This is a genomic window from Pseudomonas sp. BP6, from assembly GCF_017875935.1.
In the GTDB taxonomy this organism is placed as follows: domain Bacteria; phylum Pseudomonadota; class Gammaproteobacteria; order Pseudomonadales; family Pseudomonadaceae; genus Aquipseudomonas; species Aquipseudomonas putida_Y.
This window is the reverse complement of the sequence record NZ_JAGINI010000001.1, coordinates 4,183,371-4,209,148: the sequence shown is the minus strand read 5'-3', so window position 1 is coordinate 4,209,148 and position 25,778 is coordinate 4,183,371. Positions and strand designations below refer to the sequence as shown.

Sequence of the window (25,778 nt, the reverse complement as noted above, 5' to 3'; positions counted from 1 at the left end):
GAGTGTGGCCGTGGTCTATACCGGCGGCTCATGGAGTAATTCGTGCCTCGCGTAAAAAGGGTTACAGCCTTGGGCGAATTTTTTTCAGGGCGTGTCTTCCCAAGCTGATGTCGAAGCCAAGGGCATGGCATATTTGCAGCACCTGCGTGCCACACGCCGGGAGCGGATGAATCAAGTCAATTGTATTCAGGGTGTAACCCAGGCGGCCCATGCAGCGAACTAACTCACAGGATGAGCTCGAGGCTCGCGAGGCCCGGTTGAAAGCACTGTTGCTTCGAGGGCTGACAGGCGACCAGCTGGCCTATCAGGATTTTCTCGGCACGCTTGCGCTGCATGTACGTGCGTTTCTGCGCAGCCGTCTGAGCAGGCGGCCGGCCGAGATAGAGGACATGGTGCAGGATGTGCTGCTGGCAGTGCATAACGCGCGTCACACTTACCAGGCACAGCAGCCTTTGACGGCCTGGGTGCATGCGATCGCCCGTTACAAACTGGCGGATCATCTGCGAAGTGTTTCACGTCGCGAAGCCCGGCATGATGTTCTGGACGATGATGCGCAACTGTTTGCCATCTCGGAGGTTGAATCAGCCGAGGCCAGCCGAGACCTGACCAAGCTGCTCAAGCAACTGCCAGAGCGGCAACGACTGCCGATTGTTCATGTCAAGCTGGAGGGGTTGTCTGTCGAAGAGACGGCACAACTTACCGGGCTTTCCAGTTCAGCGGTAAAGGTTGGGATACATCGAGGTCTGAAAGCGCTATCCAGGCTGATTGGAGGAGCCAACAACCATGAAGACTGACGATTTGATTGCCTTGCTGGCCGCAGGCGAAGGGCCAGTGCCGCGCCACGCCGTTGGCAGGCGGATGGCAGTGGCTGTGCTGGGCGGGCTGACCGCAGCACTGCTGCTGACTATTACCCTTTACGGTGTACGCAGTGATATCACAGAGGTCGCACAAACCCCGCTGTTCTGGGGCAAAGTCGCCTTTCCGACCAGCTTGGCGTTGATCGGGCTGTGGTTGACGAGCCGCTTGGCCAGGCCAGGAGGGAAGGGCGCTGCAGGCTGGACGATGCTTGGCTTGCCACTGCTGCTGGTCTGGTGCGGGGCGGCCATCAGTATCGCTGGGGCGCCTGTGGATGCGCGCGCCGACCTGTTGTTCGGGCGCACATGGCGTACCTGCGCACTGAATATCGCATTGCTGTCGGTGCCGACCTTTGTCACCGTGTTCTGGGAGCTGAAAGGCCTGGCGCCCACCCGGTTACGGTTAGCGGGTGCTGCTGGTGGCCTGCTGGCGGGTTCGACTGCAACGGTGGTCTACTGCCTGCATTGTCCGGAAATGGGCGTACCGTTCTGGGGTGTGTGGTATGTCCTTGGCATGCTTGTTCCGACGGTGATCGGTGCCTGGTGGGGGCCCCGCATGCTGCGTTGGTAGGCTGTACTGGCAGGCCCCACACAACTCAGAACGACTTTCTGATTGCCTGCCCTGTCACTCAAGGGACTTTTGAAATTGCTTAACCCGCAATGAACCAGGGTAATGCCAGGGTAGGCCCATCAGTGGGGCGAGCCCCAGTCTTGTTGCCTGGCCGATACCCATGGTGTTCTGAACCATTGGCAAACCCTTCACCAGTTCAAACATCGGGGGCTCTTAGTTCAGGGTGACATGTGAAATTACAATGTCACCCTTTTACGGAGAGCACACCAGTCAAATGCGGCTGAGCGGCCAGGAAAATTCCGATTCAATTACGGGTTTTGACCACAGCCGTCATGGTTTTCCGGGTATTCCATATTTACGCAGCCGCTGGGCAATAGCCGTGTGCGAAGTTTGCAAGCGTCCGGCCAGTTGCCGTGTTGACGGGTAGCTGGCATACAAGCGCTGCAACAGTTCGCGCTCGAAATTACCCACGGCCTGTTCCAGGCTGGCCACTTCGCCATCTTGCCCACGTGCCACCGAGGTGCCGGCGATGTCCAGGTCGCCGATATCCACCAGGTTACCCTCGCAGATGGCAGCAGCGCGGAAGATCACGTTCTGCAACTGGCGCACATTGCCCGGCCAAGGGTTGGCCAGCAGTGCCGAATGGGTGGATGGGGTCAGCCGGCAGGCTGGGCGCTGGATCTGTGTGCACGCCTGCTGCATGAAGAAGTGCGCCAGCATCAGGATGTCCTGGCCACGGTCGCGAAGCGGCGGTACCTCCAGGTTAAGCACGTTCAGACGGTAGAACAGGTCTTCGCGGAAGCTGCCTTCGGCGACCATGCGCTCCAGATCGCGGTGGGTGGCGCTGATGATGCGCACATCCACCTTCACTTCGCGGTCGCCACCCACCCGGCGGAAGCTGCCGTCGCTGAGAAAACGCAGCAGTTTGGCCTGCAGGTATGGCGACATCTCACCAATTTCATCAAGGAATACGGTGCCTTGGTTGGCCAGTTCCATCAGCCCAGGCTTGCCACCTCGTTGCGCGCCGGTAAAGGCCCCGGGTGCATAGCCGAACAGTTCGCTTTCGGCCAGGCTCTCGGGCAGCGCGGCGCAGTTCAGGGCCAGGAACGGGGCCGCGTGGCGGCTGCTGACAGCATGGCAGGCGCGGGCTACCAGTTCTTTGCCGGTGCCGGTCTCGCCATGCACCAGCAGCGGCGCATCGAGCGCCGCCACGCGTAAGGCGCGGGCTTTGAGGGTGCGGATGGCCGGCGACTCGCCCAGCAAGGCATCGAAGCCTTCGGCGTGATCGTGGTGCAGGGCCGACAGGCGTTCGCCCATGCGCGAGGGTGGGTACAGCGTCAGCAGGCCGCCGGCGTTGGTGATCGGCATGGCGTCCAGCAGCAGGCTATGGCCGTTCAGCTGCATTTCGCGCATGGGCAGGTGGAAGTTGTTGTCCAGCAGCGCTTGCAGCAGTGCGGGGTCGCCAAACAGTTCACCCACCGAGCGCCCGGCAGATTCGCGACCGCACAGTTCGATCAGCGCCGGGTTGGCCAACAGCACCAGGCCTGCGCTGTCCACCGCCAGCACCGGGTCGCTCATGGCGGCCAGCAGGGCATCGAGTTGCAGGTGGCGGCGCTGGCCTGGGAGGATGTCGACCACGTCCACCGATTGCACGCCGTGTACTTCGAACAGCGCGTCGTGCAGTTCTTCGAGTACGGCGGGGCTGAGGGTAGGGGCGTCGATGTAGACGTTCGGCGGGACCATCTCCACGGCGTCCAGGTTGAGGTTGCGGGCACCGAGCAGGGCGAGGACTTCCTGGGTGATGCCGACGCGGTCGATGAAGCTGACGTGGATGCGCATGGGGTTCGAACAGTTGGCGACGGAGGTCGTCAGTATGCCCTGAGACGGGGGTCAGGCCCAAGGTTGGCGGTGGCGCATTCGCGGGCGCGCCCGCTCCCACAGGATTGCTGCTGTAGGGGCGGGCTTGCTCGCGAAAAGGGTCACTCCAGATGTTCAGGCTTGATCGGGTCGCCCGATTTCACATCGAGCTTTTCGCGAATGTCCGCAAACATATGGTCATAGAGCTTGTGCGGCGAGCTCAGGGTCTCGAATTTCTTCGGCGGCGCCAGATACGACTGCGCCTTGCGGGTCAGTAGCATGAGGAAGCTGGGCAAGACCTGGTCCTTGGCGAGGAAGAACTTTTCTTCCACCGTCTTGCCTTCGATGCTGCCATGCATGTGGAATTGAATGCCTCTGCCTTCCTTGGGGTCCGACACGGCCTCGTACTCGATGTTCAGGTCATAGCTGTGGTCGGCGTGGTTCAGCGCAGTGCGCTCGATGTGTACATGACCGGAGTGATACTGGGCCATGGCTATCTCCTTTGGAAGGTTGAAAATGGCGGGCCGCGTAAGCCCGCCTGCTGCATTCAACGGTAGCTGATGCCCGGCTTCTCGGTGGAAACCCGAGTGCCGGCTTTGCCTTTGACGATGCCTTCGATGTTCTCCAGCGAACTGATCACCGCCACCTTGCCGGTGTTGCGGGCAAAGTCGCAGGCGGCCTGCACCTTCGGCCCCATGGAGCCGGCGGCAAACCCCAGCGTTTCCAACGCGTCCGGGTGGGCCTGGGCGATGGCCTTCTGCGTCGGTTTGCCCCAGTCAATGTAGGCTGCATCGACGTCGGTGGCGATAATCAGAAGGTCGGCTTCCAATTGCTCGGCCAGCAGCGCCGAGCACAGGTCTTTGTCGATCACCGCCTCGATGCCTTTGAGCTTGTGGTTTTCATCGTACATGGTGGGGATGCCGCCACCGCCTGCGCAAATCACGATGCTGCTTTTTTCCAGCAGCCACTTGATCGGGCGAATTTCGAAGATGCGCTTGGGTTTCGGGCTGGCTACCACGCGGCGGTACTTGTCGCCGTCGGCCTTGACCACCCAGCCCTTTTCCTTGGCCAGGCGCTCGGCCTCTTCCTTGCTATAGACCGGGCCGATGAACTTGGTCGGATCCTTGAAGGCCGGGTCGTTGGCGTCCACTTCCACTTGGGTGAGCAAGGTGGCGAAGGGCACCTCGAAGGCCAGCAGGTTGCCCAGTTCCTGTTCGATCATGTAACCGATCATGCCCTCGGTCTCTGCACCCAGCACGTCCAGCGGGTAGGCCTCGTCTGGCTTGTACGACAGGGCCTGAAGCGACAGCAGACCCACTTGAGGGCCGTTGCCGTGGGCGATGACCAGTTCGTTGCCAGGGTGAATCTTGGCGATCTGTTCGGTGGCGGTGCGGATATTGGCGCGCTGGTTGTCAGCGGTCATGGGCTCGCCGCGACGTAGCAGGGCGTTGCCGCCCAATGCAACAACGATACGCATGTGGAATGTCCTTTAGCGAAAGAATGAATGGACTGTCGCTGCACGGAGGCTGCGGAGTTCGCTGTGGGAGCGGGCATGCCCGCGAAGAGGCCAGACCTGACATCATCGATGATGCGGCTGACGCCTTCGCGGGCACGCCCGCTCCCACAGGGACTGCGGGCTACTTATAGATCAGCCAGGGTCGATACCAGGATCGCCTTGATCGTGTGCATGCGGTTTTCCGCCTGCTCGAAGGCGATGCACGCTGGCGACTCGAACACGTCGTCGGTCACTTCGATACCGTTTGCCAGGTCCGGGTATTGTTCGGCGATCTGCTTGCCTACCTTGGTGTCGGAGTTGTGGAATGCCGGCAGGCAGTGCATAAACTTGGTCCGTGGGTTACCGGTGGACTTCATCAGTTCGGCATTCACCTGATAAGGCTTGAGCTGCTTGATGCGCTCACCCCAGGCTTCGATCGGCTCGCCCATCGATACCCACACGTCGGTATGGACAAAGTCGACCCCCTTGACCGCGGCTTTCGGGTCTTCGGTGAGGGTAATGCGTGCGCCGCTTTCTTCAGCGTACTGCTTGCAGCGCTCGACCAGGTCGTCGTGTGGCCACAGTGCCTTGGGCGCGGCGATGCGCACATCCATGCCAAGCTTGGCGCCGATCAGCAGCAGCGAGTTGCCCATGTTGTTGCGGGCATCGCCCAGGTAGGCGTAGCTGATGTCGTGCAGCGGCTTGTCGCTGTGCTCACGCATGGTCAGCACGTCGGCGATCATCTGGGTTGGGTGATATTCGTCGGTCAGGCCGTTGAACACCGGTACGCCGGCGAACTTGGCCAGCTCTTCGACGATTTCCTGCTTGAAGCCACGGTACTCGATGGCGTCATACATGCGCCCGAGCACACGGGCGGTGTCCTTCATGCTTTCCTTGTGGCCGATCTGCGAAGAGTTGGGGTCGATGTAGGTGACGTTGGCGCCCTGGTCATAGGCCGCAACTTCGAAGGCGCAACGGGTACGGGTGGAGGTTTTTTCGAAGATCAGGGCAATGTTGTTGCCCTTCAGGTGCTGCTGCTCGGTGCCCGTGTACTTGGCCCGCTTGAGGTCGCGGGACAGGTCCAGCAGGTAGCGCAACTCACGGGTGGTGTGGTGTTCCAGGCTGAGCAAGTTGCGGTTGTGAATATTGAACGCCATGACAGTTTCTCCTTGAGTTCGGTGATGTCCCGGCCGGCACTTCATGGGTGCGGCCGGGCGTGATGGTCGTTAGTAGTCGATCGGGTCGCGCACGATCGGGCAGGTCATGCAGTGGCCGCCGCCCCGGCCCCGGCCCAGTTCGCCGGCGCTGATGGTGATGACCTCGATGCCGGCCTTGCGCAGCAGGGTGTTGGTGTAGGTGTTGCGGTCGTAGCCAATGACTACGCCCGGCTCGATGGCCACCACGTTGTTACCGTCATCCCACTGTTCGCGCTCGGCGGCGAAGCTGTTGCCGCCGGTTTCGACCACGCGCAGCTGGACGCCCAGCTGCTCGCCCACCACTTCGATGAACGACTTGTTGATGCGGCGTACATCCATACCGTAAGGCTTGCTTTCGTCCGGGCGGATGATGAATGGCACAATCTCTTTCACCACTTCCGGGAAGACCGTGACCAGGTCGCGGTCGCAGAAGCTGAATACAGTGTCCAGGTGCATGGCGGCGCGAGATTTTGGCAGGCCGGCGACGATCACTTCCTTGACGGCGCCCTTGGCGAACAGGTTTTGCGCCAGTTGGCCGATGGCCTGGCGCGAGGTGCGCTCGCCCATGCCGATCAGCACGATGCCATTGCCGATCGGCATCACATCACCGCCTTCGAGCGTGGCATTGCCATGGTCCTTGTCCGGGTCGCCATACCACACCTGGAAGTCGGCCTCGGTGAACTCCTTGTGGAACTTGTAGATGGCGGTGGTCAACAGGGTTTCCTGGCGACGCGCCGGCCAGTACATCGGGTTCAGCGTCACGCCGCCGTAGATCCAGCAGGTGGTGTCGCGCGTGAACTGGGTGTTGGGAAGTGGTGGCAGGATGAAGCTGGAGTGGCCCAGGTAGTCGTTGTACATCTTCACGACTTCGGCGCCTTCGCTCTGCGGCAGGTCCTGACCTGCCACGCCGCCGATCAGGAACTCGGCCAGGTGGCGTGGCTCCAGGCCTTCGAGCCAGCTGCGCACTTCGTTGGTCAGGCCTACGCCGACGGTGTCAGGGGTGATCTTGCGGTCGAGGATCCACTTGAGCGCCTCTTTGTTCTGAACGATATCGGTCAGCAGGTTGTGCATCTCCAGCACATCCACGCCACGCTCGCGCATCTTGGTGACGAAGTCGAAATGGTCACGCTTGGCCTGGTCGACCCAGATCACATCGTCGAACAGCAGTTCGTCACAGTTGCTCGGTGTCAGGCGCTTGTGCGCCAGGCCCGGGGCGCAAACCATCACTTTGCGCAGTTTGCCGGCTTCGGAGTGGACACCGTACTTCTGTTTTTCAGCGGACATGGTTTCATTCCTCCAATTGATCGAAGACGTGGGTCAAAGGGTCAGGAAGCCGTCATACAGACCAAAGGCTGCCACCAGGGCGCCAATGACCACGGCTGCGAAGATCAGCTTTTCCACGTTGGTGAAGACCGGTTGGCCCACCTCACGCTTGGCCTTGGCGAACAGGATCGCGCCAGGTGCGTAGAGCAGGGCCGAGAGCAGCAGGTATTTCACGCCACCGGCGTACAGCAGCCAGACGGCGTACAGCAGGGCGATACCACCGATGAGCAGGTCCTTCTTGCGTTCGGCCAGGGCCTGTTCGTAGGTTTCGCTGCGCAATGCCAGCAGGAACGCATAGGCTGCCGACCACAGGTAGGGCACCAGGATCATCGAGGTGGCGAGGTAGATCAGGGACAGGTAGGTGCTGTTTGAGAACAGCGTGATGACCAGGAAGATCTGCACCATGGCGTTGGTCAGCCACAGGGCGTTGGCCGGTACCTGTTTGGCGTTCTCGCGGCGCAGGAACTCCGGCATGGTGTGGTCCTTGGCGGCGGCGAACATGATCTCGGCGCACAGCAGCACCCACGACAGCAGCGCCCCGAGCAGCGAGATGACCAGGCCGACGCTGATCAGCACCGCCCCCCAGTGGCCGACCACATGCTCCAGCACGGCAGCCATCGACGGGTTCTGCAGCTTGGCCAGTTCCGGTTGAGTCATGATGCCCAGCGACAGCACGTTGACCAACACCAGGAACAGCAGCACGGTCACGAAGCCGATCACCGTTGCCTTGCCCACGTCGGTGCGTTTTTCCGCCCGCGCCGAGAAGATGCTCGCGCCCTCGATGCCGATGAACACCCACACGGTGACCAGCATCATGTTGCGCACCTGGTTCATGACACTGCCAAGCTCTGGCGTGCCCACCGCCCAGATATCGGCGGTGAAGATGTCGAGCCTGAAGGCGAACAGGCAGATCAGGGCGAACAGCACCAGCGGCACCACTTTGGCCACCGTGGTGACCAGGTTGATGAAGGCCGCTTCCTTGATGCCGCGCAGTACCAGGAAGTGCACCGCCCACAACAGGATCGACGCGCCAATGATGGCGGCCGGGGTGTTGCCTTCACCGAAAATCGGGAAGAAGTAGCCCAAGGTGCTGAACAGCAGCACGAAGTAGCCGACGTTGCCCAGCCAGGCACTGATCCAATAGCCCCAGGCCGAGGAAAAGCCCATGTAGTCGCCGAAGCCGGCCTTGGCATAGGCATACACCCCGCCATCCAGATCAGGCTTGCGGTTGGCCAGGGTCTGGAACACAAAGGCCAGGGTCAGCATGCCGACCGCAGTGATCGCCCAGCCGATCAGCACGGCCCCGACCCCTGCGCTGGCGGCCATGTTTTGCGGCAGCGAGAAGATACCGCCGCCAATCATCGAGCCGACGACAAGTGCAACTAACGCGCCGAGCTTTAGTTTTCCGGATGAATCAGACATTTAACAACTCCTGCCAGGAGAAAGTTGACGACAGAATAGATCCGACGCCTTTGCCTTGAGCTGACTTGCGTCAGTTTAAGGCGCCGTAAAGGAAGGAAATTTCCTTCACGGGTGCTCCTGGAGAGTGCCGACAGCTTGAGCTGCAGGCCTTGAATGCTGGCACCTCCATGTCCTTTTAGAGCAAACGCTCTGTTCAGCCTGCGATGCTTGAAATTAGCCGCTTTTGTCGCTTTCGCAAATTTTTCACCAGAAATTCGAGTTTTATCAGTTTCTTTTCCAGTTGCCAGACTGCTGCTAGTTTTGAGAGAGCAGGTACATAGACAAAGCAGTTATTAGTGATAGAGGTTGAATGTACGGCTTCAGTATAAGTAACCATATTGATATAGCCCGCAAGGCTGTTTCAAACGCATGACAAGGTTTGAAAAAGGGAGGCTCATGAGCGAACCGGGACAGAAGCTGCGCCTGGGCGCGTTGATCGCGCTGGTGGTCGGGTCGATGATTGGCGGTGGTATCTTCTCGCTGCCGCAGAACATGGCCGCGCGTGCCGATGTGGGCGCCGTGCTGATCGGCTGGGCGATCACCGCGGTCGGCATGCTGGCCCTGGCCTTCGTGTTCCAGACCCTGGCCAACCGCAAGCCGGAACTGGACTCGGGGGTGTATGCCTACGCCAAGGCCGGCTTTGGTGAGTACATGGGCTTTTCCTCGGCCTGGGGCTACTGGATCAGCGCCTGGCTGGGCAACGTCGGTTATTTCGTGCTGCTGTTCAGCACGCTGGGCTTCTACTTCCCGGTGTTCGGCGAAGGCAACACACCCATCGCCATCGGTTGTGCCTCGCTACTGTTGTGGTCGGTACATTTTCTGGTGTTGCGCGGCATCAAGGAGGCGGCCTTCATCAACCAGGTCACCACAGTGGCCAAGGTGGTGCCGTTGCTGATTTTCGTGGTGATCGCTGCATTTGCCTTCCGCGCCGATATCTTCACCCGGGATATCTGGGGTTTGAGCAACCCACAATTCGGCAGCGTGCTGGAGCAGGTGCGCAATATGATGCTGGTGACCGTATTCGTGTTCATCGGCATAGAAGGCGCAAGCGTGTATTCCGGGCGCGCTCAGCGTCGGTCAGACGTGGGCAAGGCCACGGTCATCGGTTTTCTGGGTGTGCTGGCGCTGCTGGTGTTGGTCAACGTGCTGTCGCTGGGCATCATGACCCAACCGGAACTGGCCGGGCTGCAGAACCCCTCACTGGCCTCGGTGCTGGAGCATATCGTCGGCCCCTGGGGCGCCTTGCTGATCAGCCTCGGCCTGGCGGTCTCGCTGCTTGGCGCATTGCTGTCTTGGGCGCTGCTGTGTGCCGAGATCCTTTACGCCACGGCGCGGGACAAGACCATGCCGCGCTTTCTGGCCAAGGAAAACGCCAACCATGTGCCGGCCAATGCCCTGTGGCTGACCAACTGCATGATTCAGGGTTTCCTGCTGATTACGCTGTTCTCGGCCGGTACGTACACCAGTCTGATCTACCTGGCCTCGTCGATGATCCTGGTACCCTATCTGTGGTCTGCGGCGTATGCCGTGCTGCTGGCGATGCGCGCAGAAACCTATGCCGGGCAGCCGAGGTTGCGGCGCAAGGACTTGTTGGTGGCGCTGGTTGCCCTGCTGTATGCCGTGTGGCTGCTGTATGCCGGCGGGCTCAAGTACCTGCTGCTTTCGGCGCTGCTGTACGCCCCCGGCGTCATCTTGTTCGCGAGGGCCAAGCATGAGCAGGGGCAGACGTTGTTCACTGCCTGGGAAAAGCTGATTTTCGCCGCCGTGCTGGTGGGTGCCGCGCTGGCGGCCTATGCCCTGTATTCAGGGCTGCTGAGCTTGTGACGGGGCAGGGCAGGCGTGCTCCGGGCGTGACCAGATCCACAGGTTGCCCAAGGTCATCCCGGCGATTGCCAGGAATACCGGCCAGTGGTGTTCCAGAAAGGTCAGCATCAGGCCCGCACACAGCAGCATGCTGATGGTTGCGCTGACCTTGGCCCGGCGCTGAATCACCTTGCCGTTGCGCCAGTTATGCAGAATTGGCCCGAACAGCCGGTGGTTCTCCAGCCATGCCGACAGGCGCGGTGAACTGCGCGTGGCGGCCCAGGCGGCCAGCAGGATGAACTCGGTGGTCGGCAAACCAGGAATCACAATGGCGACCAGGCCCACCCCGAGGCTCACGTAGGCCAGGATTCCATACAACAGGCGGGCGAGTTTCGAGCGGGCTGGTTGGGTCATGTTCTCACTGCATAAAACGGTTCGGCCACCGAAGGGGTGGCCGGCTACGGCGTATCAGACCAGCGCGGCATCCGCAGCGTAGGCGTGCTTGAGCAACTCGGTGAAGCGCTCGAAGGCGGCCACTGCACCGCGTTCGGCAGCCGCTTCCTCTTCAGGCGAGAGCGCCAGGCCATCGAGGATGCGGGTGAACTGCTTCCAGCCTTCGGCACGGCCACCGACGGGCTCGCCCAGGTGACGGGCACCGAAGCTGTCGGACAGTTCCAGGGCCACGGCACGCTTGATCAGAAACGCAGCGCCCAGTTTGGAGCCTTCGGAGACGAAGATCCAGCCCATTGCCTCGCCCAGGCTCGGCTTGCCCACGGCGCCCGGCACCGCCGCCGGTACTTCGGTGTCGAGGTCGGCGAGGTCCAGGCGGGCCTGGTCGGCACGGCAGCGCTCAGCCAGATCAGGGACGATGGCGATCAGTTGAGGGTCGTTGTACAGGGCCTGCAGTTCGGACTGGAACAGGTACTGGGCGACGACGAAGCGGGCGAAACTTTCGCGGCTGTCAAAAGGCGCGTGGGATTTGACCAGGGCATCCAGCTCGGCGTGCGGGGCGTGGGTGATCTGGTTCAGGCGCTGGGAGCGCAGGGCTGGGCGTTCGGTCATGGGGCAGTCCTTGGAGAGGGGGCGTCTAGATACAAGACGAAACAGCGGGGGCGGGACAGTAAAAAAGGTTTTTTTCAGATTGGTTATTGCAGCGCCTGAGAGATCGAGCGCCGCCCGCGCGGCGCATCGCGAGCGAAGCTCGCTCCTACATCTGTTTCGGGCCAATAACACCTGTGACCGCGCGCGCGACCGCCTTGTTGGTTCGACACAATACAGAGTCGGACACCAAGGGGCCGCGCGCATAAGGCGCAGGAATAACTGGCCCGAAACAGATGTAGGAGCGAGCTTCGCTCGCGATGCGCCGCGCGGGCGGCGCTCGATCTCACAACCAATGCACATTTAAAGCGATCAGATATCCCAAACCACATTGATACCGAAGTTGCGCCCCGGCATGGTCAGGCGGTCGATGTTGGCCGGCTGGGTCACAGCCGCCTCACCCTGGCCGTCGTAGCTGCGCACCGAATCCCACTGCCAGTATTTCTTATCGGTCAGGTTGTACAGCCCTGCGTTGATGGTGACGTCGTCGGTGACCTTGTAGTAGCCGGTCAGGTCCAGCACGCCGTAGCCCGGGGTGCGGAACTTCGAGGTGGAACCGTCAGGCGAATAGAAGGTACTGTCGTCGACACGGGTCTTGCGCTTGACCAGCGTCCAGCTCAGCAAGCCACCGTAGTGCTGCTGCTCGTAGCCCAGGCCGAATACGCCCTTGAGCGGGTTGACACTGTTCAACGGTTGACCGGTGTCATCGTTACGACCATAGGTGTAGGCAATCGAGCTTTGGGCATAGAGGCCCTGCGCTGCGCCGAAGTGGTCGAGGTTCAGGCGGCCCTTGAATTCGGCACCCTTGATGGTGGCGTGCTTGATGTTGTTGGCCTGGAAGGTCTGCTCCAGGTTGGCGCTTTGCACGGCATCTTCGTCGATGAAATCACGGTACTTGTTGTAGAACACTGCCACGTCGAAGTTGCCGGCGTCGAAGTTGCCACGCAGGCCGGTTTCATAGCTTTTGCTCTTTTCAGGCTCAAGGTCCGGGTTGCCCTCCACGCGGTAGCCTTGGTCCAGGTTCTGGAAGCGGCCATACATGGCTTTGGCGGTCGGAGTGCGGAAGCCTTCTGCATACTGGCCGTACCAGGTGTAGTTGTCGTTGAAGGCGTAGGTCAGGCCGAACTTGGGCGAGACGCGGTGCCACTTCTTGTCCGAATCATCCTGGGAGGCAGGCGCCGTACCGCTGGACTCCAGACCACGCAGGAATGCCTCGGTGAACTTGGGCTCCATACGGGTGTAGTCGTAGCGCGCGCCGGGCATGAAGGTCCAGTTGTTCCAGCGGATTTCATCCTGCGCGAACAGGCTGTAGGTATTCACGGTGGGGTCCGGGAAGTCGCTGACCAAGGCCTGTCCGTCACGCGCGCTGTCCTGTCCGATGGCGGTACAGGTACCACCGATGTTCAGACAAGTGCCGGTGCCGCTCCGTGAACCCGTGACTTTCTCCTGTTTGAGTGTGGTGCCGTAGGTGAACAGGTGATCGGTTTGGCCGATGCTGAAGGCCTTGTCGAATTGGGCGTCGAATACCCACTGGCGATCCTTGTAGGTCGTCTGCCGGTCCCGAAACACTTGGCGTCCCGAGGCGACATACAGCTCATCGGTACGTTGGTCGGTCTTCGCGATCTGGTAGTTGAGGCTCCATTTGACGTGATCTGCGACCACGCTATCGAGGTCGAATTCATGATTGAGACCGAAGCGTTCACGGGTGATCGTGTCGTTGCCTTGGCGCATGCGGTACGAGTTCATGCCACCGAAGCCCGGAATGAACGGCCCACCCACCGCGCTGAGGATGTTCTGGTCGCGGTCATCCTTGTAGCGCTCGTAGGTGAGCCCCAGGCGCGCGTCGTCGGCGTAGTTCCAGCCCAGCTTGGCCAGCACGTTGGTGGTGCGCACGTCCATCGGGTTGGCTTCGGTGCGCGACAGGCCGTCGCCACTGTGGCTGCCGTGGGTTTCGGTCTCGTGGCCGTTGCGCTGGCTCAGGTGCAGCAGGCCGTCGAAGTCACCCTGGCGGCCGGCGACGGTGGCGGAGGTCAGCCAGCTTTCGTCGGCCGAGCTGTAGCCGGTTTTCAGGCGTGCACCCACGTCTTTGCCGGGCTTGATGATGTCGTCCGGGTCGAGGGTGAAGTAGCTCACCGCACCGCCGATGGCGTTGCTGCCATACAACACCGAGGCCGGGCCACGGAGGATTTCCACACGCTTGACGATTTCCGGGTCGACATAGTTGCGCTGGGTCTGGGCGTAGGGGCCGTAGAAGAAGCTGTCGGGGATCGACACGCCGTCGACTTGGGTGAGGATCCGCTCGCCGTCGATACCCCGGATGTTGTAGCCGTTCAGCCCGCTGCGTTGGCCGGTTCCGGATACCGACACCCCCGGCTCGTAGCGCACCAGATCCTGGATATTGTTCACGTTCTGCCGGTCCAGTTGCTCACGGGTCTGCACGCTGACAGTGCTCGGTACCTGGCTGACGTCCTGTGCGCTGCGGGTGGCGCTGACGGTCACCTGCTGCAGGGCGATCACGTTGCTTGCGGTTTGGCGCTCCAGTACCACATTGCCGTTGCTGATCTTGCGAAAACTCAGCCCGGTACCCCGCAACAGGCGCTTGAGGGCAGCATCTGGCGGCAGCGAACCCTGTACGCCTGGCGAAGCCACGCCGTCGGCCAGCTCGGCGCTGAAGCCGACCTGCCAGCCGGTGACCTGGCTGAAGGCGTTGATCGCCGACACCAGCGGTTGCTGGCCGATGCTGAAGCGGTAGTCGCCCATACGCGGGCTGCTGGCCTGTGCCGGCTCGGCGGCCAGCGCCGGCAGGCTGCAGGCACCGCTGGCGAGCAGGGCAAGGGTCAACAGGGACAGTTGTCCTGTACGGCGGGGAAGGTTGGACGAGCGGGTAGGACCAGTGGACATCGGAAGCGCTCCCAGACGCGCGGGCTGTTATAGGTGATGGCTGTTCTCGTCTCTAAACAAGAATCAGTTGCATTGGCTATAACGAGACGGGCGGGCGAGTGCGATCGCGTAAAAATAATTCAGGGGTCAGTTCAGGATGACCAGCGCCGGGTACTCATGCAGTTGTGCCGAGGTGATGTGGGCCAGTGCGCGCAGGGTTTCCAGCGGCTGGTCGAGACGGTAGTTACCGGTGACGGCGACGTTTTCCAACTGCGCATTGCGGTTGATGATCCAGCCCGGGTAGTACCGCTGTACTTCGGCCAGGACCTGGCTCAACGGGCAGTTCTCGAACACCAGGCGGCCGTCGATCCAGGCCAGGTCCTTGTGCATGTCGGGGCGCTGGCGTTGGCCAAAGCCCTGGGGGCCGACGCTGATGCTGTCGCCGGCACTCAGGCGGATGCGCTGGTCGCGCTCCCCCTGCAGGTCGACATCGCCGCGTTGCACCCGCACCTGGGCCTCGCCGTCAAGGTAGCGCACGGCAAAGTCGGTGTCGCGCACCTGTGCGCGCAAAGGCCCGGCTTTCACTTCCAGCGGCAGATGCGCGCCGTCGGGAACCTGAAAATAAGCCTCGCCCTGCAGCAGGCGGGCGACCTGGCGGCCGTCCTGGCGTTCGCTGGCAAATGCCGAATTGGTGTTGAGCAGCACTTTTGCGCCGTCTTCCAGTTGCAGGCGCTGGCGCTCGCCGACCACGGTCAGGTGGTCCGCTTGCAGGCGCATGGGCAGGTTACCGACGGTGAACAGCCCGACCACCAGCAGCGCTGCGGTGGCCAGGGGTTTCCAGTGGCTGCGCAGGCGCCCGCGCCATGAGCGGCGTTGCTGCTGGTGCATGTGCGTGGCCACCTTGTGCAACGGTGTACCGTTCCACAGCGCCTCGGCTTCGACATAGGCCTCGGCGTTTTCTGGCGCGGCGCTCAGCCAGGCTTCAAAGGCCTGGGTGTCTGCGGCATCTGCGCATTGCAGGCGCACCAGCCAGTCCAGCGCCTCGTCCATGGCACGAGCTCGGGCGCTGAGCCGGGCAGGTGACGGGCGAGGGGCAGGGCGGTCGGTCACGGTGAATCCTTGAATGGTTTTTTGCGAATGATCAAGGCTAAGACGGGGTGTGGCAAGGGCTTTGCGTCGCCGTTCGCCTGCGCTCAGCTTACTTGAGTCGGTCGGCAACACCCATGCAGATTGCCATGATCAGTTTCAGTTCCTTTTGTACCGTGCTGGGCGAAACACTCAGTTGTTCGGCGATTTCCAGATAGGTGGCGCCATGCAGGCGGCTGAGGATGAAAATGCGCTGTTGGCGTTCGCTCAGTTGATTGAGGCTGACGCTGAGGTGCTTGAGCAACTGCTCGGCGTGGGCGGCATCCTCGCTGCTGGTGGCGGGCGCGGCCACACTGTGCAGCACTTCGTCGGGCACATCGTCGACCAGCATGCGTGCCTGCACCCGGCGTGCGCGCAGGTGGTCCAGCGCCAGGTTGCGCGCGGTCTGAAACACGAACGGCTCGATATGCTCGATGGGCCGCTCGCCCAGCGCGCGGGACACCCGCAGGTAGGTTTCCTGCAGCAGGTCTTCGGCCGTGCTGGGATTACCGACCATGCGCTGCAGGGTACGCAGCAGGGTTAGGCGCTGCACGAGGAAGACGGAGTTGAACCGGGACTGACTCACGGGGGGACCTGGCCGACGAAAGGTTAATGATAATGCTTATCATCCGTGCGGCAGGTCAAGTGTGGAATTATCAGGAAAAGGTAAAGATTGTAGTCGCTGGATGTCGTTTGCTTTTTTGTGGGAGCAACTGTCTTGCTCAATTTCTAAAAGCTGGCGCCATCCCTGTGGGAGCGGGCTTGCCCGCGAACACGGGCGAAGCCCGTGCCATCCACCACGGCGTTGGCTTCGCGGGCAAGCCCGCTCCCACACGGGTCGCGTCAGCCAGCCCGGTGCAGCGCCAGGCAGTTATCCAGCATGCGGTTGCTGAACCCCCATTCGTTGTCATACCAGGCCAGCACCTTGAGCATCCGTCCGTTGGCCCGGGTATGGTTGGCATCGAAGATCGACGACAGCGGGTTGTGGTTGAAATCGCAGGAAACCAATGGCAGGGCGTTATAGCCCAATACCTTGGAATGTTTGCTGGCCTCGAGGAATAGCTGGTTGACCTGCTCCGCCGTGGCTTCGCGCTTGAGGTTGACGGTGAGGTCCACCAGCGACACGTTGATGACGGGCACCCGCACCGCCATGCCGGTCAGCTTGCCGGCCAGTTCCGGCAGCACCAGGCCCACGGCCTCGGCGGCACCGGTCTTGCTCGGGATCATCGACTGGGTGGCTGAACGCGCGCGGTACGGGTCGCTGTGGTACACGTCAGTCAGCACCTGGTCGTTGGTGTAGGCGTGGATGGTGGTCATCAGGCCTTGCTCGATGCCGAACTCCCGGTGCAGCACCTGGGCGATCGGTGCCAGGCAGTTGGTGGTGCAGGAGGCATTGGAAATGACCTGGTGCGAGGCGCGCAGGATATCGTGGTTGACCCCGTATACCACGGTGGCATCGGCACCCTTGGCCGGTGCCGAGACAATCACCTTGCCCGCCCCGGCGGCCAGGTGCGCAGCAGCTTTGGCGCGGTCGGTGAACAGCCCGGTGCATTCGAACACTACGTCGATCGCCTCGGCCTTCCAGGGCAGTTCGGCCGGATTGCGGATGGCACTGACCGCGATACGGTCACCGTTGACCGTCAGGCTTTCGTGGTCGGCCTCGACAGTCGCGTCAAAGATGCCGTGGACACTGTCGTACTTGAGCAGGTGGGCATTCATGGCGCTGTCGCCCAGGTCGTTGATGGCGACGACCTGCAGGTCCTGGCGGTAGCCTTGGGTATACAGTGCGCGCAGGACATTGCGCCCGATTCGGCCGAATCCATTGATGGCGATGCGAAGGGTCATGGCAGTACCTCTGGCAGTTCGAGTGAAACCTGTGGCACAAAGGAGCTTCACTGAAACGGTTTTGTTGTTGGAATTACAAGATTATTCACTGGCTGATAGAAAACAAGCCTTTTTAGTGGCAGTATTTTGTTTAAATATACAACGAGTGGTTGGGCGTCGTGCCTCCACCGATGCAGCGGGCTCCTAACCATGAGCCTAGGCCGCAATCGTTTGGAGGGGAAATGCCCGGTAAACCGCCCTTACAATTAGCCTGGAGTCCAGTACATGCATCCGCGCATCCTTGAGGTCACCCAGCGGCTGGTCGAACGCAGCCGAGCCACCCGCGAACGTTACCTGCAGCTGATTCGTGGCGCGGCCAGTGAAGGCCCCATGCGTGCCAGCCTGCAGTGCGCCAACTTCGCCCACGGCGTGGCCGGTTGCGGCAGCGAAGACAAGCAGACTCTGCGCCTGATGAACGCGGCCAACGTGGCCATCGTCTCGGCTTACAACGACATGTTGTCTGCCCACCAGCCGTACCTGCATTTTCCCGAGCAGATCAAGCAGGCCCTACGCGAGGTCGGTTCGGTCGGCCAGTTTGCCGGTGGCGTGCCGGCCATGTGCGACGGTGTGACCCAGGGCGAGCCGGGCATGGAGCTGGCTATCGCCAGCCGTGAAGTGATCGCGATGTCCACGGCGGTAGCGCTGTCGCACAACATGTTCGACGCAGCACTGATGCTGGGCATCTGCGACAAGATCGTCCCCGGCCTGATGATGGGCGCGTTGCGCTTCGGCCACCTGCCGACCATCTTCGTCCCGGGTGGGCCGATGGTCTCCGGCATCTCCAACAAGCAGAAGGCCGATGTGCGCCAGCGCTATGCCGAAGGCAAGGCCAGCCGCGAAGAGCTGTTGGAGTCCGAGATGAATTCCTACCACAGCCCCGGCACCTGCACCTTCTACGGCACCGCCAACACCAACCAGTTGGTGATGGAAGTGATGGGGCTGCACCTGCCGGGCGCCTCGTTCGTCAACCCGTACACGCCGCTGCGTGACGCACTCACCGCCGAGGCTGCGCAGCAGGTGACGCGCATGACCAAGGCCAGCGGCAGCTTCATGCCGCTGGGCGAAATCGTCGACGAGAAGGCGCTGGTCAACTCCATCGTCGCGCTGCACGCTACCGGCGGCTCGACCAACCACACCCTGCACATCCCGGCGATCGCCCAGGCTGCAGGTATCCAGCTGACCTGGCAGGACATGGCCGACCTCTCCGAAGTGGTGCCGACCCTGTCGCACGTGTACCCCAACGGCAAGGCCGACATCAACCACTTCCAGGCTGCCGGCGGCATGGCCTTCCTGATTCGTGAGCTGCTCGACGCCGGCCTGCTGCACGAAGATGTCAACACCGTAGCCGGCCATGGCCTGCGCCGCTACACCCAGGAACCCTTCCTCGACGATGGCAAGCTGGTGTGGCGCGAAGGGCCGCAACAGAGCCTGGACGAAAGCATCCTGCGCCCGGTGTCGCGGCCATTCTCGGCCGAAGGCGGCCTGCGGGTGATGGAAGGCAACCTGGGCCGTGGCGTGATGAAAGTGTCTGCCGTCGCCCCCGAGCACCAGGTGGTCGAGGCCCCGGCGCGGGTGTTCCAGGACCAGCAGTCGCTGGCCGACGCGTTCAAGGCCGGCGAGCTGGAGCGCGACTTTGTCGCGGTGGTGCGCTTCCAGGGCCCGCGTTGCAATGGCATGCCGGAACTGCACAAGCTCACCCCGTTCCTCGGTGTGCTGCAGGACCGTGGCTTCAAGGTTGCGCTGGTTACCGACGGGCGCATGTCCGGTGCCTCGGGCAAGATCCCCGCGGCCATTCACGTTTGCCCGGAGGCATACGACGGCGGCCCGCTGGCGCGGGTGCGTGATGGTGATATTGTGCGAGTCGACGGTGTCGAAGGCACGTTGCGGATCATGGTGTCGGCTGAAGAACTGGCCAGCCGTGAGCTGCCGCCTGCGCCCCAGGGCAACGACCTGGGGTGTGGGCGCGAGCTGTTCGGCTTCATGCGCATGGCGTTCAGCCCGGCAGAGCAGGGCGCCAGTGCCTTTACTTCGGCCCTGGAGCACCTCAAATGAAGCACCTGCTGGTTGGTGATATTGGCGGCACCAATGCCCGTTTTGCGTTGTGGCGTGACAACCAGCTGCATGAGGTAAACGTTTTCGCCACCGCGGACTACACCAACCCTGAGCAGGCCATCGAGGCTTACATGGAGAGCCAGGGTATCGTCCGTGGCGGCCTGGCGGCGGTGTGCCTGGCGGTGGCCGGCCCGGTCGATGGCGATGAATTCCGCTTCACCAACAATCACTGGCGCCTGAGCCGCACGGCATTTTGCAAGACCTTGCAGGTCGAGCGACTGTTGTTGATCAATGATTTCACCGCGATGGCGCTGGGCATGACCCGTCTGCGCGAAGGGGAGTTTCGCGAAGTGTGCCCCGGCCAGGCCGACCCCTCGAGGCCGGCACTGGTGATCGGCCCAGGTACTGGCTTGGGGGTAGGCTCGCTGCTGCGTCTGGGCGAACAGCACTGGAAGGCCCTGCCGGGTGAAGGCGGGCATGTTGACCTGCCGGTAGGCAATGCTCGCGAAGCGGCAATCCACCAGCAGATCCACAGTCAGATCGGTCATGTCAGCGCCGAGGCCGTGCTCAGTGGTGGTGGCCTGGTGCGGCTGTACCAGGCGATCTGTGCGCTGGACGGCGACACGCCCAGGCACAAGACCCCGGCGCATATCACCGATGCGGCACTGGGCGGTGAGCCACGGGCGCTGGCGGTGGTCGAGCAGTTCTGCCGTTTCCTTGGGCGAGTGGCGGGTAACAATGTGCTGACGCTGGGCGCGCGAGGCGGGGTCTATATTGTTGGCGGTGTGATTCCGCGCTTTGCCGAGCTGTTCTTGCGTAGCGGGTTTGCCGCGAGTTTTGCCGACAAGGGGTGTATGAGTGGCTATTTTGCCGGGGTGCCGGTGTGGCTGGTGACGGCGGAGTTTTCCGGGTTGGAGGGGGCCGGTGTAGCGTTGCAGCAGGCGTTGGATCACTGATGGGGCCACTTGGCGGCCCCGATGGCAATACCCGACAGCAGGCAAAAAGACCTGTAATCAACAAGAGGAAGGACCACCTTGAGCACTGCCGGCAAATCGATCCTGATGGTCGACGACGACCAGGAAATCCGTGAACTGCTGCAAACCTACCTGAGCCGCTCCGGCTTCCAGGTGCATGCCGAGGCTGACGGCAAGGGCTTTCGCCGTGCGCTGGAAACCACGCCCTGCGACCTGGTCATTCTTGACGTCATGTTGCCCGACGAAGACGGCTTCAGCTTGTGCCGCTGGGTACGCCAGCACCCACGCCAGGCGCGCGTACCTATCATCATGCTCACCGCCAGCTCCGACGAGGCTGACCGGGTCATTGGCCTGGAACTGGGCGCTGATGACTATCTGGGCAAGCCGTTCAGCCCCCGCGAACTGCAAGCGCGAATCAAGGCTTTGTTGCGCCGCACCGAGTTCGGCCAGACGGCGCCGGGCAGCGCCGTGCTGGCCTTCGACGACTGGCGCCTGGACACGGTCAGCCACCGCCTGTTCCATCACGACGGCGAAGAGGTGATTCTTTCCGGTGCCGACTTCGCCCTGCTCAAGCTGTTCCTCGACCATCCGCAGCAGATTCTCGACCGCGACACCATCGGCAACGCCACCCGTGGCCGCGAACCGATGCCGCTGGACCGTATCGTCGACATGGCGGTCAGCCGTCTGCGCCAGCGCCTGCGCGATACCGACAAACCTCCCCGGCTGATCCGCACCGTGCGTGGCAGTGGCTACTTGTTGGCGGCGCATGTCTGCAGTGCACCCTGAGCGGCGCTGGCGCCTGCTGCCGCGCTCGCTACTGGGGCGCATGTTGCTGCTGACCCTGCTGGTGGTGCTGCTGGCCCAGGGCTTGTCGAGCATCATCTGGGTTGCCCAGTTGCGTGCCAGCCAGTTGCAGGGCCTGCGCGCCAGCGCCAGCAGCCTGGCCCATTCGATGAGCGCGAGTGTCAGTTACTTCCGCTCGCTGCCGGTCGCCTATCGGCCAATGGTGCTCGACCAACTGCGCAGCATGGGGGGCACGCGTTTTTTCGTGTCACTCAATGCCAGGCCGCTGGACATGCCGTTACTGCCTGACACCCCACGCAAGCAGGCAGTGATCGATGTGTTCCAGCAGGTGCTGCACGAGCGCCTGGGTTCGCAGATGGAAGTTTCCGTGGCGTTCGTCGCCCCCGACGACCTGCGTATCTTCAACAGTGGCCTGAAGCTCGACGAGCTACCGCGCTCCTGGGCGCATTACTCGCTGACCCTGGAACCACTCAACCCGCCGGTGCTGGTGACGCAGATCCGTCTGGGTGAGGGGGAGTGGTTGTACATCGCCTCGTTGCTGCCCGAACCCTATACCAGCCTGGAGGCCGAACGCCTGCCTCGGCAGCAGATTGGTTTCATCGTGCTCACCACAACCTTGCTGCTGCTGTTCATCGGCTTGCTGGTGCATTGGCAAAGCTGGCCGCTCAAACGGCTGGCGCGGGCCGCGCGGGAAATGTCGCTGGGCGCCGATGTGGCGCCGTTGGCTGAAGCGGGTGGCAGTGAAGTGGTCGAGGTTAGCCGGGCGTTCAACAGTATGCGAGAGCGAATCAGCCGCTACCTGACCGAACGCAGTCAGCTGTTCAGCGCCATTTCCCATGACCTGCGCACGCCGATCACCCGCCTGCGTCTGCGTGTGGAACTGCTGGAGGACGAGCGCCTTCAGGCCAAGTTCAGTCAGGATCTGGATGAGCTGGAGTTGCTGGTCAAAGGCGCCTTGCAGTGTGTAAAGGACACCGACATCCACGAAAACATCGAGCCGGTCGACCTTAATCAGGTGCTGGAGATTCTGGCCGAGCCTTACCTGGGCGATGGTCGCATCACCGTCGAGGGCCAGGCGCTGGCGCCTTACCCGGGCAAGCCGCTGGCATTGCGTCGCTGCATCGGCAACCTGATCGACAACGCCATCAAGTACGGCGAACGGGCGCGGCTGCGCATCATCGACGGGGCGGAGGGCTTTGTGCTGCAGGTGGATGACCAGGGGCCCGGGGTACCGCAGCAGCAGCTGGAACAGGTGTTCGAGCCGCATTTCCGTCTGGCCGGGCAGCAGCAGGGGTATGGGCTGGGGTTGGGCATTGCGCGCAACATCGCCCATAGCCATGGGGGCGAGGTGAGCTTGCTGAACCTGCGCGAGGGCGGGCTGCGGGTGACCCTCTATCTGCCGCGGGGTATGGATTGAGTTTTTTGGGGGCCTGTGCGGGCCTCTTCGCGGGCAAGCCCGCTCCCACAGGTACAGCGTAAACTTGGAAGGCTGTGCGGTCTTTGTGGGAGCGGGTTCACCCGCGAAGAGGCCCGTACAGCCACCCGAAATGTCACTGCCCGGTGACAATCCCGCCGTCCTTCGTGACATCCGCCATGACCCCACTGGCTAGAATTCGCAAAAGACTGGCAAGGATCAAGCTGGCCCATGACCCCCCTCAACCTGTCCGTTAACAGTTGGCTCAATGCCCCGGCCCACCACGCCTGGCGCCTGGCCGAAGCACAGCGCTTGCTGGCCTTTGCCAAGGCCGCGAAACTACCCGACGGTTTCGGTAACCTGGATGCCAACGGGCAACTCGCCCCCGGTGCCCGTGCCGAAACCATGAACACCGCCCGCATGACCCATTGCTTCGCCTTGGCCCACCTGCAGGGCATTCCTGGCAGCCTGGCCTATGCCGAGCACGGTGTGGCAGCACTGCGTGGTGCCATGCAGGATGCCACCCACGGCGGTTGGTTCGCCCACCCCGACGGCCACGACGATAGCGGCAAGGCGGCCTACCTGCATGCCTTCGTCGCTCTGGCCGCCAGCTCGGCGGCGGTGGCGGGCGCTGTCGACGCTAGCACGCTACTGGCAGACGCAACCCAGGTGATCGAAGCGCATTTCTGGAGCGAAGAAGAAGGTGCCCTGCGGGAAACCTTCTCCCGCGCCTGGCAGCTCCCCGAGCCGTACCGGGGCGCCAACAGCAACATGCACGCGACCGAGGCCTTTCTGGCCTTGGCAGATGCCACCGGCAACGGCCTGTGGCTGCAACGCGCCCTGCGCATTGCCGAACGCATCATCCATGGCCATGCTGCCGCCAACAGTTATCGGGTGATCGAACATTTCGATCCCCATTGGCAGCCGATGCCGGATTACAACCTCGAACACCCGGCCGACCCCTTCCGGCCTTATGGCACTACACCCGGGCATGCGCTGGAGTGGGCGCGGTTGCTGCTGCACCTGGAAGCCAGCCTTGAACGGGCCGGCCTGTACGCCCCGCAATGGTTGCCGGACAGTGCCCGCGCATTGTTCGACACGGCCTGCCAACAGGCCTGGGGCGTCGATGGCGCCCCGGGTTTCGTCTATACGCTGGACTGGGCTGATCGCCCGGTGGTGCATGCACGACTGCACTGGGTGCACGCCGAGGCCTGCGCCGCTGCGGCAGCCCTGTTGCAACGCACCGGCGAGGCGCATTACGAACAGTGGTACCGCTGCTGCTGGGGCTTTATCGCCAATCATTTCATCGACCCCGTCGGCGGCAGCTGGCACCACGAACTCGATGCGCACAATCAACCGGCGGGCACCCTCTGGCCGGGCAAGCCCGACCTCTATCACGCCTACCAGGCGCTGCTGTTGCCAGGTTTGCCCCTGGCACCCAGCTTGGCCAGCAACCTGGGCGGCAATGTAACCAAACGATGACATTCACGCATCGCTTCGTTACCTGACGAGGCGAGCGCGCTGTTTAGACTTCATGCAACGCAAGCGATCGACTTGCATGGCATAACAACAAGAAAGGTGCCTCGATGAATTCCACGCTCCGTTTCGCTGCCGCAATTTCTTTTGCCTCCTTGATCCCCCTGGGTGCCCAGGCTGCTGACGCCAAAGGCAGCGTCGAAGTGGTGCACTGGTGGACCTCCGGTGGTGAAAAAGCGGCGGTCGATGTGCTCAAGGCCCAGGTCGAAAAAGACGGCTTCATCTGGAAGGACGGCGCCGTCGCCGGTGGCGGTGGTGCCACGGCCATGACCGTGCTGAAGAGCCGCGCCGTCGCAGGCAATCCGCCCGGTGTCGCGCAGATCAAAGGCCCCGACATCCAGGACTGGGCGGCCACCGGCTTGCTCGACACCGATGTGCTCAAGGATGTGGCCAAGGACGAAAAGTGGGACTCGCTGCTCGACAAGAAAGTGGCCGACACCGTGAAGTACGACGGTGACTACGTTGCCGTACCGGTGAACATCCACCGCATCAACTGGCTGTGGATCAACCCCGAAGTGTTCAAGAAGGCCGGCATCGACAAGGCGCCCGCCACCCTCGACGAATTCTACGCCGCCGCCGACAAGCTCAAGGCTGCCGGTTTCATCCCGCTCGCCCATGGTGGCCAACCCTGGCAGGACAGCACCGTGTTCGAAAGCGTGGTGCTGTCGGTGATGGGCGTCGATGGCTACAAGAAGGCCTTGGTCGACCTCGACAACACGGCCCTGACCGGCCCGGACATGGTCAAGGCGCTGACCGAGCTGAAGAAGGTCGCCACCTACATGGACCCGGACGGCAAGGGCCAGGACTGGAACCTGGAAGCCGCCAAGGTCATCAACGGCAAGGCCGGCATGCAGATCATGGGCGACTGGGCCAAGAGCGAATGGACCCTGGCGAAGAAAACCGCCGGCAAGGATTACCAGTGCGTGCCGTTCCCCGGCACCGACAAGGCCTTCCTGTACAACATCGACTCGCTGGTGGTGTTCAAGCAGAACAACGCTGGCACCTCTGCTGGCCAGCAGGACATTGCCCGCAAGGTGCTGGGTGAGGATTTCCAGAAGGTCTTCAGCACCAACAAGGGGTCGATCCCGGTACGCAACGACATGCTTGCCGACATGGGCAAGTATGGTTTCGATGCCTGTGCTCAAACCTCCGCCAAGGACTTCCTGGCCGACGCCAAAACGGGCGGCCTGCAACCGAGCATGGCGCACAACATGGCCACCACGCTGGCTGTGCAGGGCGCGTTCTTCGATGTGGTGACCAACTACATCAACGACCCCAAGGCCGACCCGGCCGATGCGGCGAAGAAGCTGGCGGCGGCTATCAAGGCTGCCCAGTAACGGCTGTTCGCGGGCACGCCCGCTCCCAGATGGGCCCTGCTCACCACTGTTCCTGGTCATGACGCCGGACCTGTGGGAGCGGGCTTGCCCGCGAAGCGGTGCGCAGCACCGCCA

General features: G+C 62.3%; 21 protein-coding genes. 9 read left to right on the top strand and 12 right to left on the bottom strand.

Annotation, left to right across the window (positions count from 1 at the left end):
• The first annotated feature begins 209 nt into the window (after positions 1-209).
• Entirely contained in the window at positions 210-794 is a 585-nt protein-coding gene (locus J3A98_RS19080) for a sigma-70 family RNA polymerase sigma factor (protein WP_021781886.1), read from the top strand.
• Positions 784-1,425 (top strand): DUF1109 domain-containing protein, encoded by a 642-nt coding sequence (locus J3A98_RS19075; protein ID WP_209967799.1) that lies wholly within the window; start codon positions 784-786, stop codon positions 1,423-1,425. The genes J3A98_RS19080 and J3A98_RS19075 overlap by 11 nt, the downstream gene beginning before the upstream one ends.
• A 330-nt stretch (positions 1,426-1,755) precedes the next feature.
• On the opposite strand, the gene J3A98_RS19070 is transcribed toward J3A98_RS19075, so the two are convergent.
• The 6 genes from J3A98_RS19070 to arcD (J3A98_RS19045) all read right to left on the bottom strand — a co-directional run bounded on the left by J3A98_RS19070 (position 1,756) and on the right by arcD (J3A98_RS19045) (position 8,718).
• Positions 1,756-3,264 (bottom strand): sigma-54-dependent transcriptional regulator, encoded by a 1,509-nt coding sequence (locus tag J3A98_RS19070; protein ID WP_021781889.1) that lies wholly within the window; start codon positions 3,262-3,264, stop codon positions 1,756-1,758.
• A 140-nt stretch (positions 3,265-3,404) separates the two neighbouring features.
• On the bottom strand, positions 3,405-3,773 hold the full coding sequence (locus tag J3A98_RS19065; RefSeq protein WP_176683713.1) for a DUF5064 family protein: 369 nt from the start codon (positions 3,771-3,773) through the stop codon (positions 3,405-3,407).
• A gap of 56 nt (positions 3,774-3,829) precedes the next feature.
• Entirely contained in the window at positions 3,830-4,759 is a 930-nt protein-coding gene (arcC, locus tag J3A98_RS19060; protein ID WP_209967796.1) for a carbamate kinase, read from the bottom strand.
• 164 nt (positions 4,760-4,923) lie between these two features.
• Positions 4,924-5,934, bottom strand: a complete 1,011-nt coding sequence (locus J3A98_RS19055) for an ornithine carbamoyltransferase (protein WP_003255074.1) — start codon at positions 5,932-5,934, stop codon at positions 4,924-4,926.
• A gap of 69 nt (positions 5,935-6,003) precedes the next feature.
• Positions 6,004-7,257, bottom strand: coding sequence for an arginine deiminase (gene arcA, locus J3A98_RS19050; RefSeq protein WP_021781892.1), 1,254 nt, complete (start codon positions 7,255-7,257; stop codon positions 6,004-6,006).
• 33 nt (positions 7,258-7,290) lie between these two features.
• On the bottom strand, positions 7,291-8,718 hold the full coding sequence (gene arcD / locus J3A98_RS19045; protein ID WP_176683711.1) for an arginine-ornithine antiporter: 1,428 nt from the start codon (positions 8,716-8,718) through the stop codon (positions 7,291-7,293).
• 435 nt (positions 8,719-9,153) lie between these two features.
• Here arcD (J3A98_RS19045) and arcD (J3A98_RS19040) point away from each other — a divergent pair, with 435 nt between their 5' ends.
• A complete protein-coding gene (gene arcD, locus J3A98_RS19040) occupies positions 9,154-10,581 on the top strand; it encodes an arginine-ornithine antiporter (RefSeq protein WP_021781894.1) in 1,428 nt (475 codons plus the stop codon).
• On the opposite strand, the gene J3A98_RS19035 is transcribed toward arcD (J3A98_RS19040), so the two are convergent.
• The 6 genes from J3A98_RS19035 to gap form a co-directional block, all read right to left on the bottom strand.
• Positions 10,561-10,974, bottom strand: coding sequence for a YbaN family protein (locus J3A98_RS19035; RefSeq protein ID WP_021781895.1), 414 nt, complete (start codon positions 10,972-10,974; stop codon positions 10,561-10,563). The two genes, arcD (J3A98_RS19040) and J3A98_RS19035, sit on opposite strands and share 21 nt — an antisense overlap.
• Before the next feature lie 54 nt (positions 10,975-11,028).
• A complete protein-coding gene (locus J3A98_RS19030) occupies positions 11,029-11,622 on the bottom strand; it encodes a biliverdin-producing heme oxygenase (protein WP_176683709.1) in 594 nt (197 codons plus the stop codon).
• Between the two features lie 348 nt (positions 11,623-11,970).
• Positions 11,971-14,559 (bottom strand): TonB-dependent receptor, encoded by a 2,589-nt coding sequence (locus J3A98_RS19025; protein WP_176683708.1) that lies wholly within the window; start codon positions 14,557-14,559, stop codon positions 11,971-11,973.
• Positions 14,560-14,685: 126 nt separating this feature from the next.
• Complete coding sequence (locus J3A98_RS19020) at positions 14,686-15,648, bottom strand: FecR domain-containing protein (RefSeq protein WP_209967794.1); 963 nt, start codon at positions 15,646-15,648, stop codon at positions 14,686-14,688.
• 88 nt (positions 15,649-15,736) lie between these two features.
• Positions 15,737-16,249 (bottom strand): sigma-70 family RNA polymerase sigma factor, encoded by a 513-nt coding sequence (locus J3A98_RS19015; protein WP_021781899.1) that lies wholly within the window; start codon positions 16,247-16,249, stop codon positions 15,737-15,739.
• A gap of 257 nt (positions 16,250-16,506) precedes the next feature.
• Positions 16,507-17,508: a type I glyceraldehyde-3-phosphate dehydrogenase gene (gene gap / locus J3A98_RS19010; RefSeq protein WP_019750573.1), complete on the bottom strand. Its 1,002-nt coding sequence runs from the start codon at positions 17,506-17,508 to the stop codon at positions 16,507-16,509.
• A gap of 264 nt (positions 17,509-17,772) precedes the next feature.
• On the opposite strand from gap, the gene edd reads away from it, so the two are divergent.
• From edd to J3A98_RS18980, 6 genes are all read left to right on the top strand, one after another.
• Positions 17,773-19,599, top strand: a complete 1,827-nt coding sequence (gene edd, locus J3A98_RS19005) for a phosphogluconate dehydratase (protein WP_176683705.1) — start codon at positions 17,773-17,775, stop codon at positions 19,597-19,599.
• Entirely contained in the window at positions 19,596-20,555 is a 960-nt protein-coding gene (locus tag J3A98_RS19000; RefSeq protein WP_209967791.1) for a glucokinase, read from the top strand. Before edd ends, J3A98_RS19000 begins: the two co-directional genes overlap by 4 nt.
• Positions 20,556-20,633: 78 nt before the next feature.
• Positions 20,634-21,359, top strand: coding sequence for a response regulator transcription factor (gltR, locus tag J3A98_RS18995; protein WP_209967789.1), 726 nt, complete (start codon positions 20,634-20,636; stop codon positions 21,357-21,359).
• On the top strand, positions 21,340-22,794 hold the full coding sequence (locus tag J3A98_RS18990; protein ID WP_209967787.1) for an ATP-binding protein: 1,455 nt from the start codon (positions 21,340-21,342) through the stop codon (positions 22,792-22,794). The genes gltR and J3A98_RS18990 overlap by 20 nt, the downstream gene beginning before the upstream one ends.
• 228 nt (positions 22,795-23,022) lie before the next feature.
• Positions 23,023-24,273, top strand: a complete 1,251-nt coding sequence (locus J3A98_RS18985; RefSeq protein ID WP_209967784.1) for an AGE family epimerase/isomerase — start codon at positions 23,023-23,025, stop codon at positions 24,271-24,273.
• A gap of 104 nt (positions 24,274-24,377) precedes the next feature.
• Positions 24,378-25,664, top strand: a complete 1,287-nt coding sequence (locus J3A98_RS18980) for an ABC transporter substrate-binding protein (RefSeq protein ID WP_176683700.1) — start codon at positions 24,378-24,380, stop codon at positions 25,662-25,664.
• Positions 25,665-25,778 lie beyond the last annotated feature (114 nt).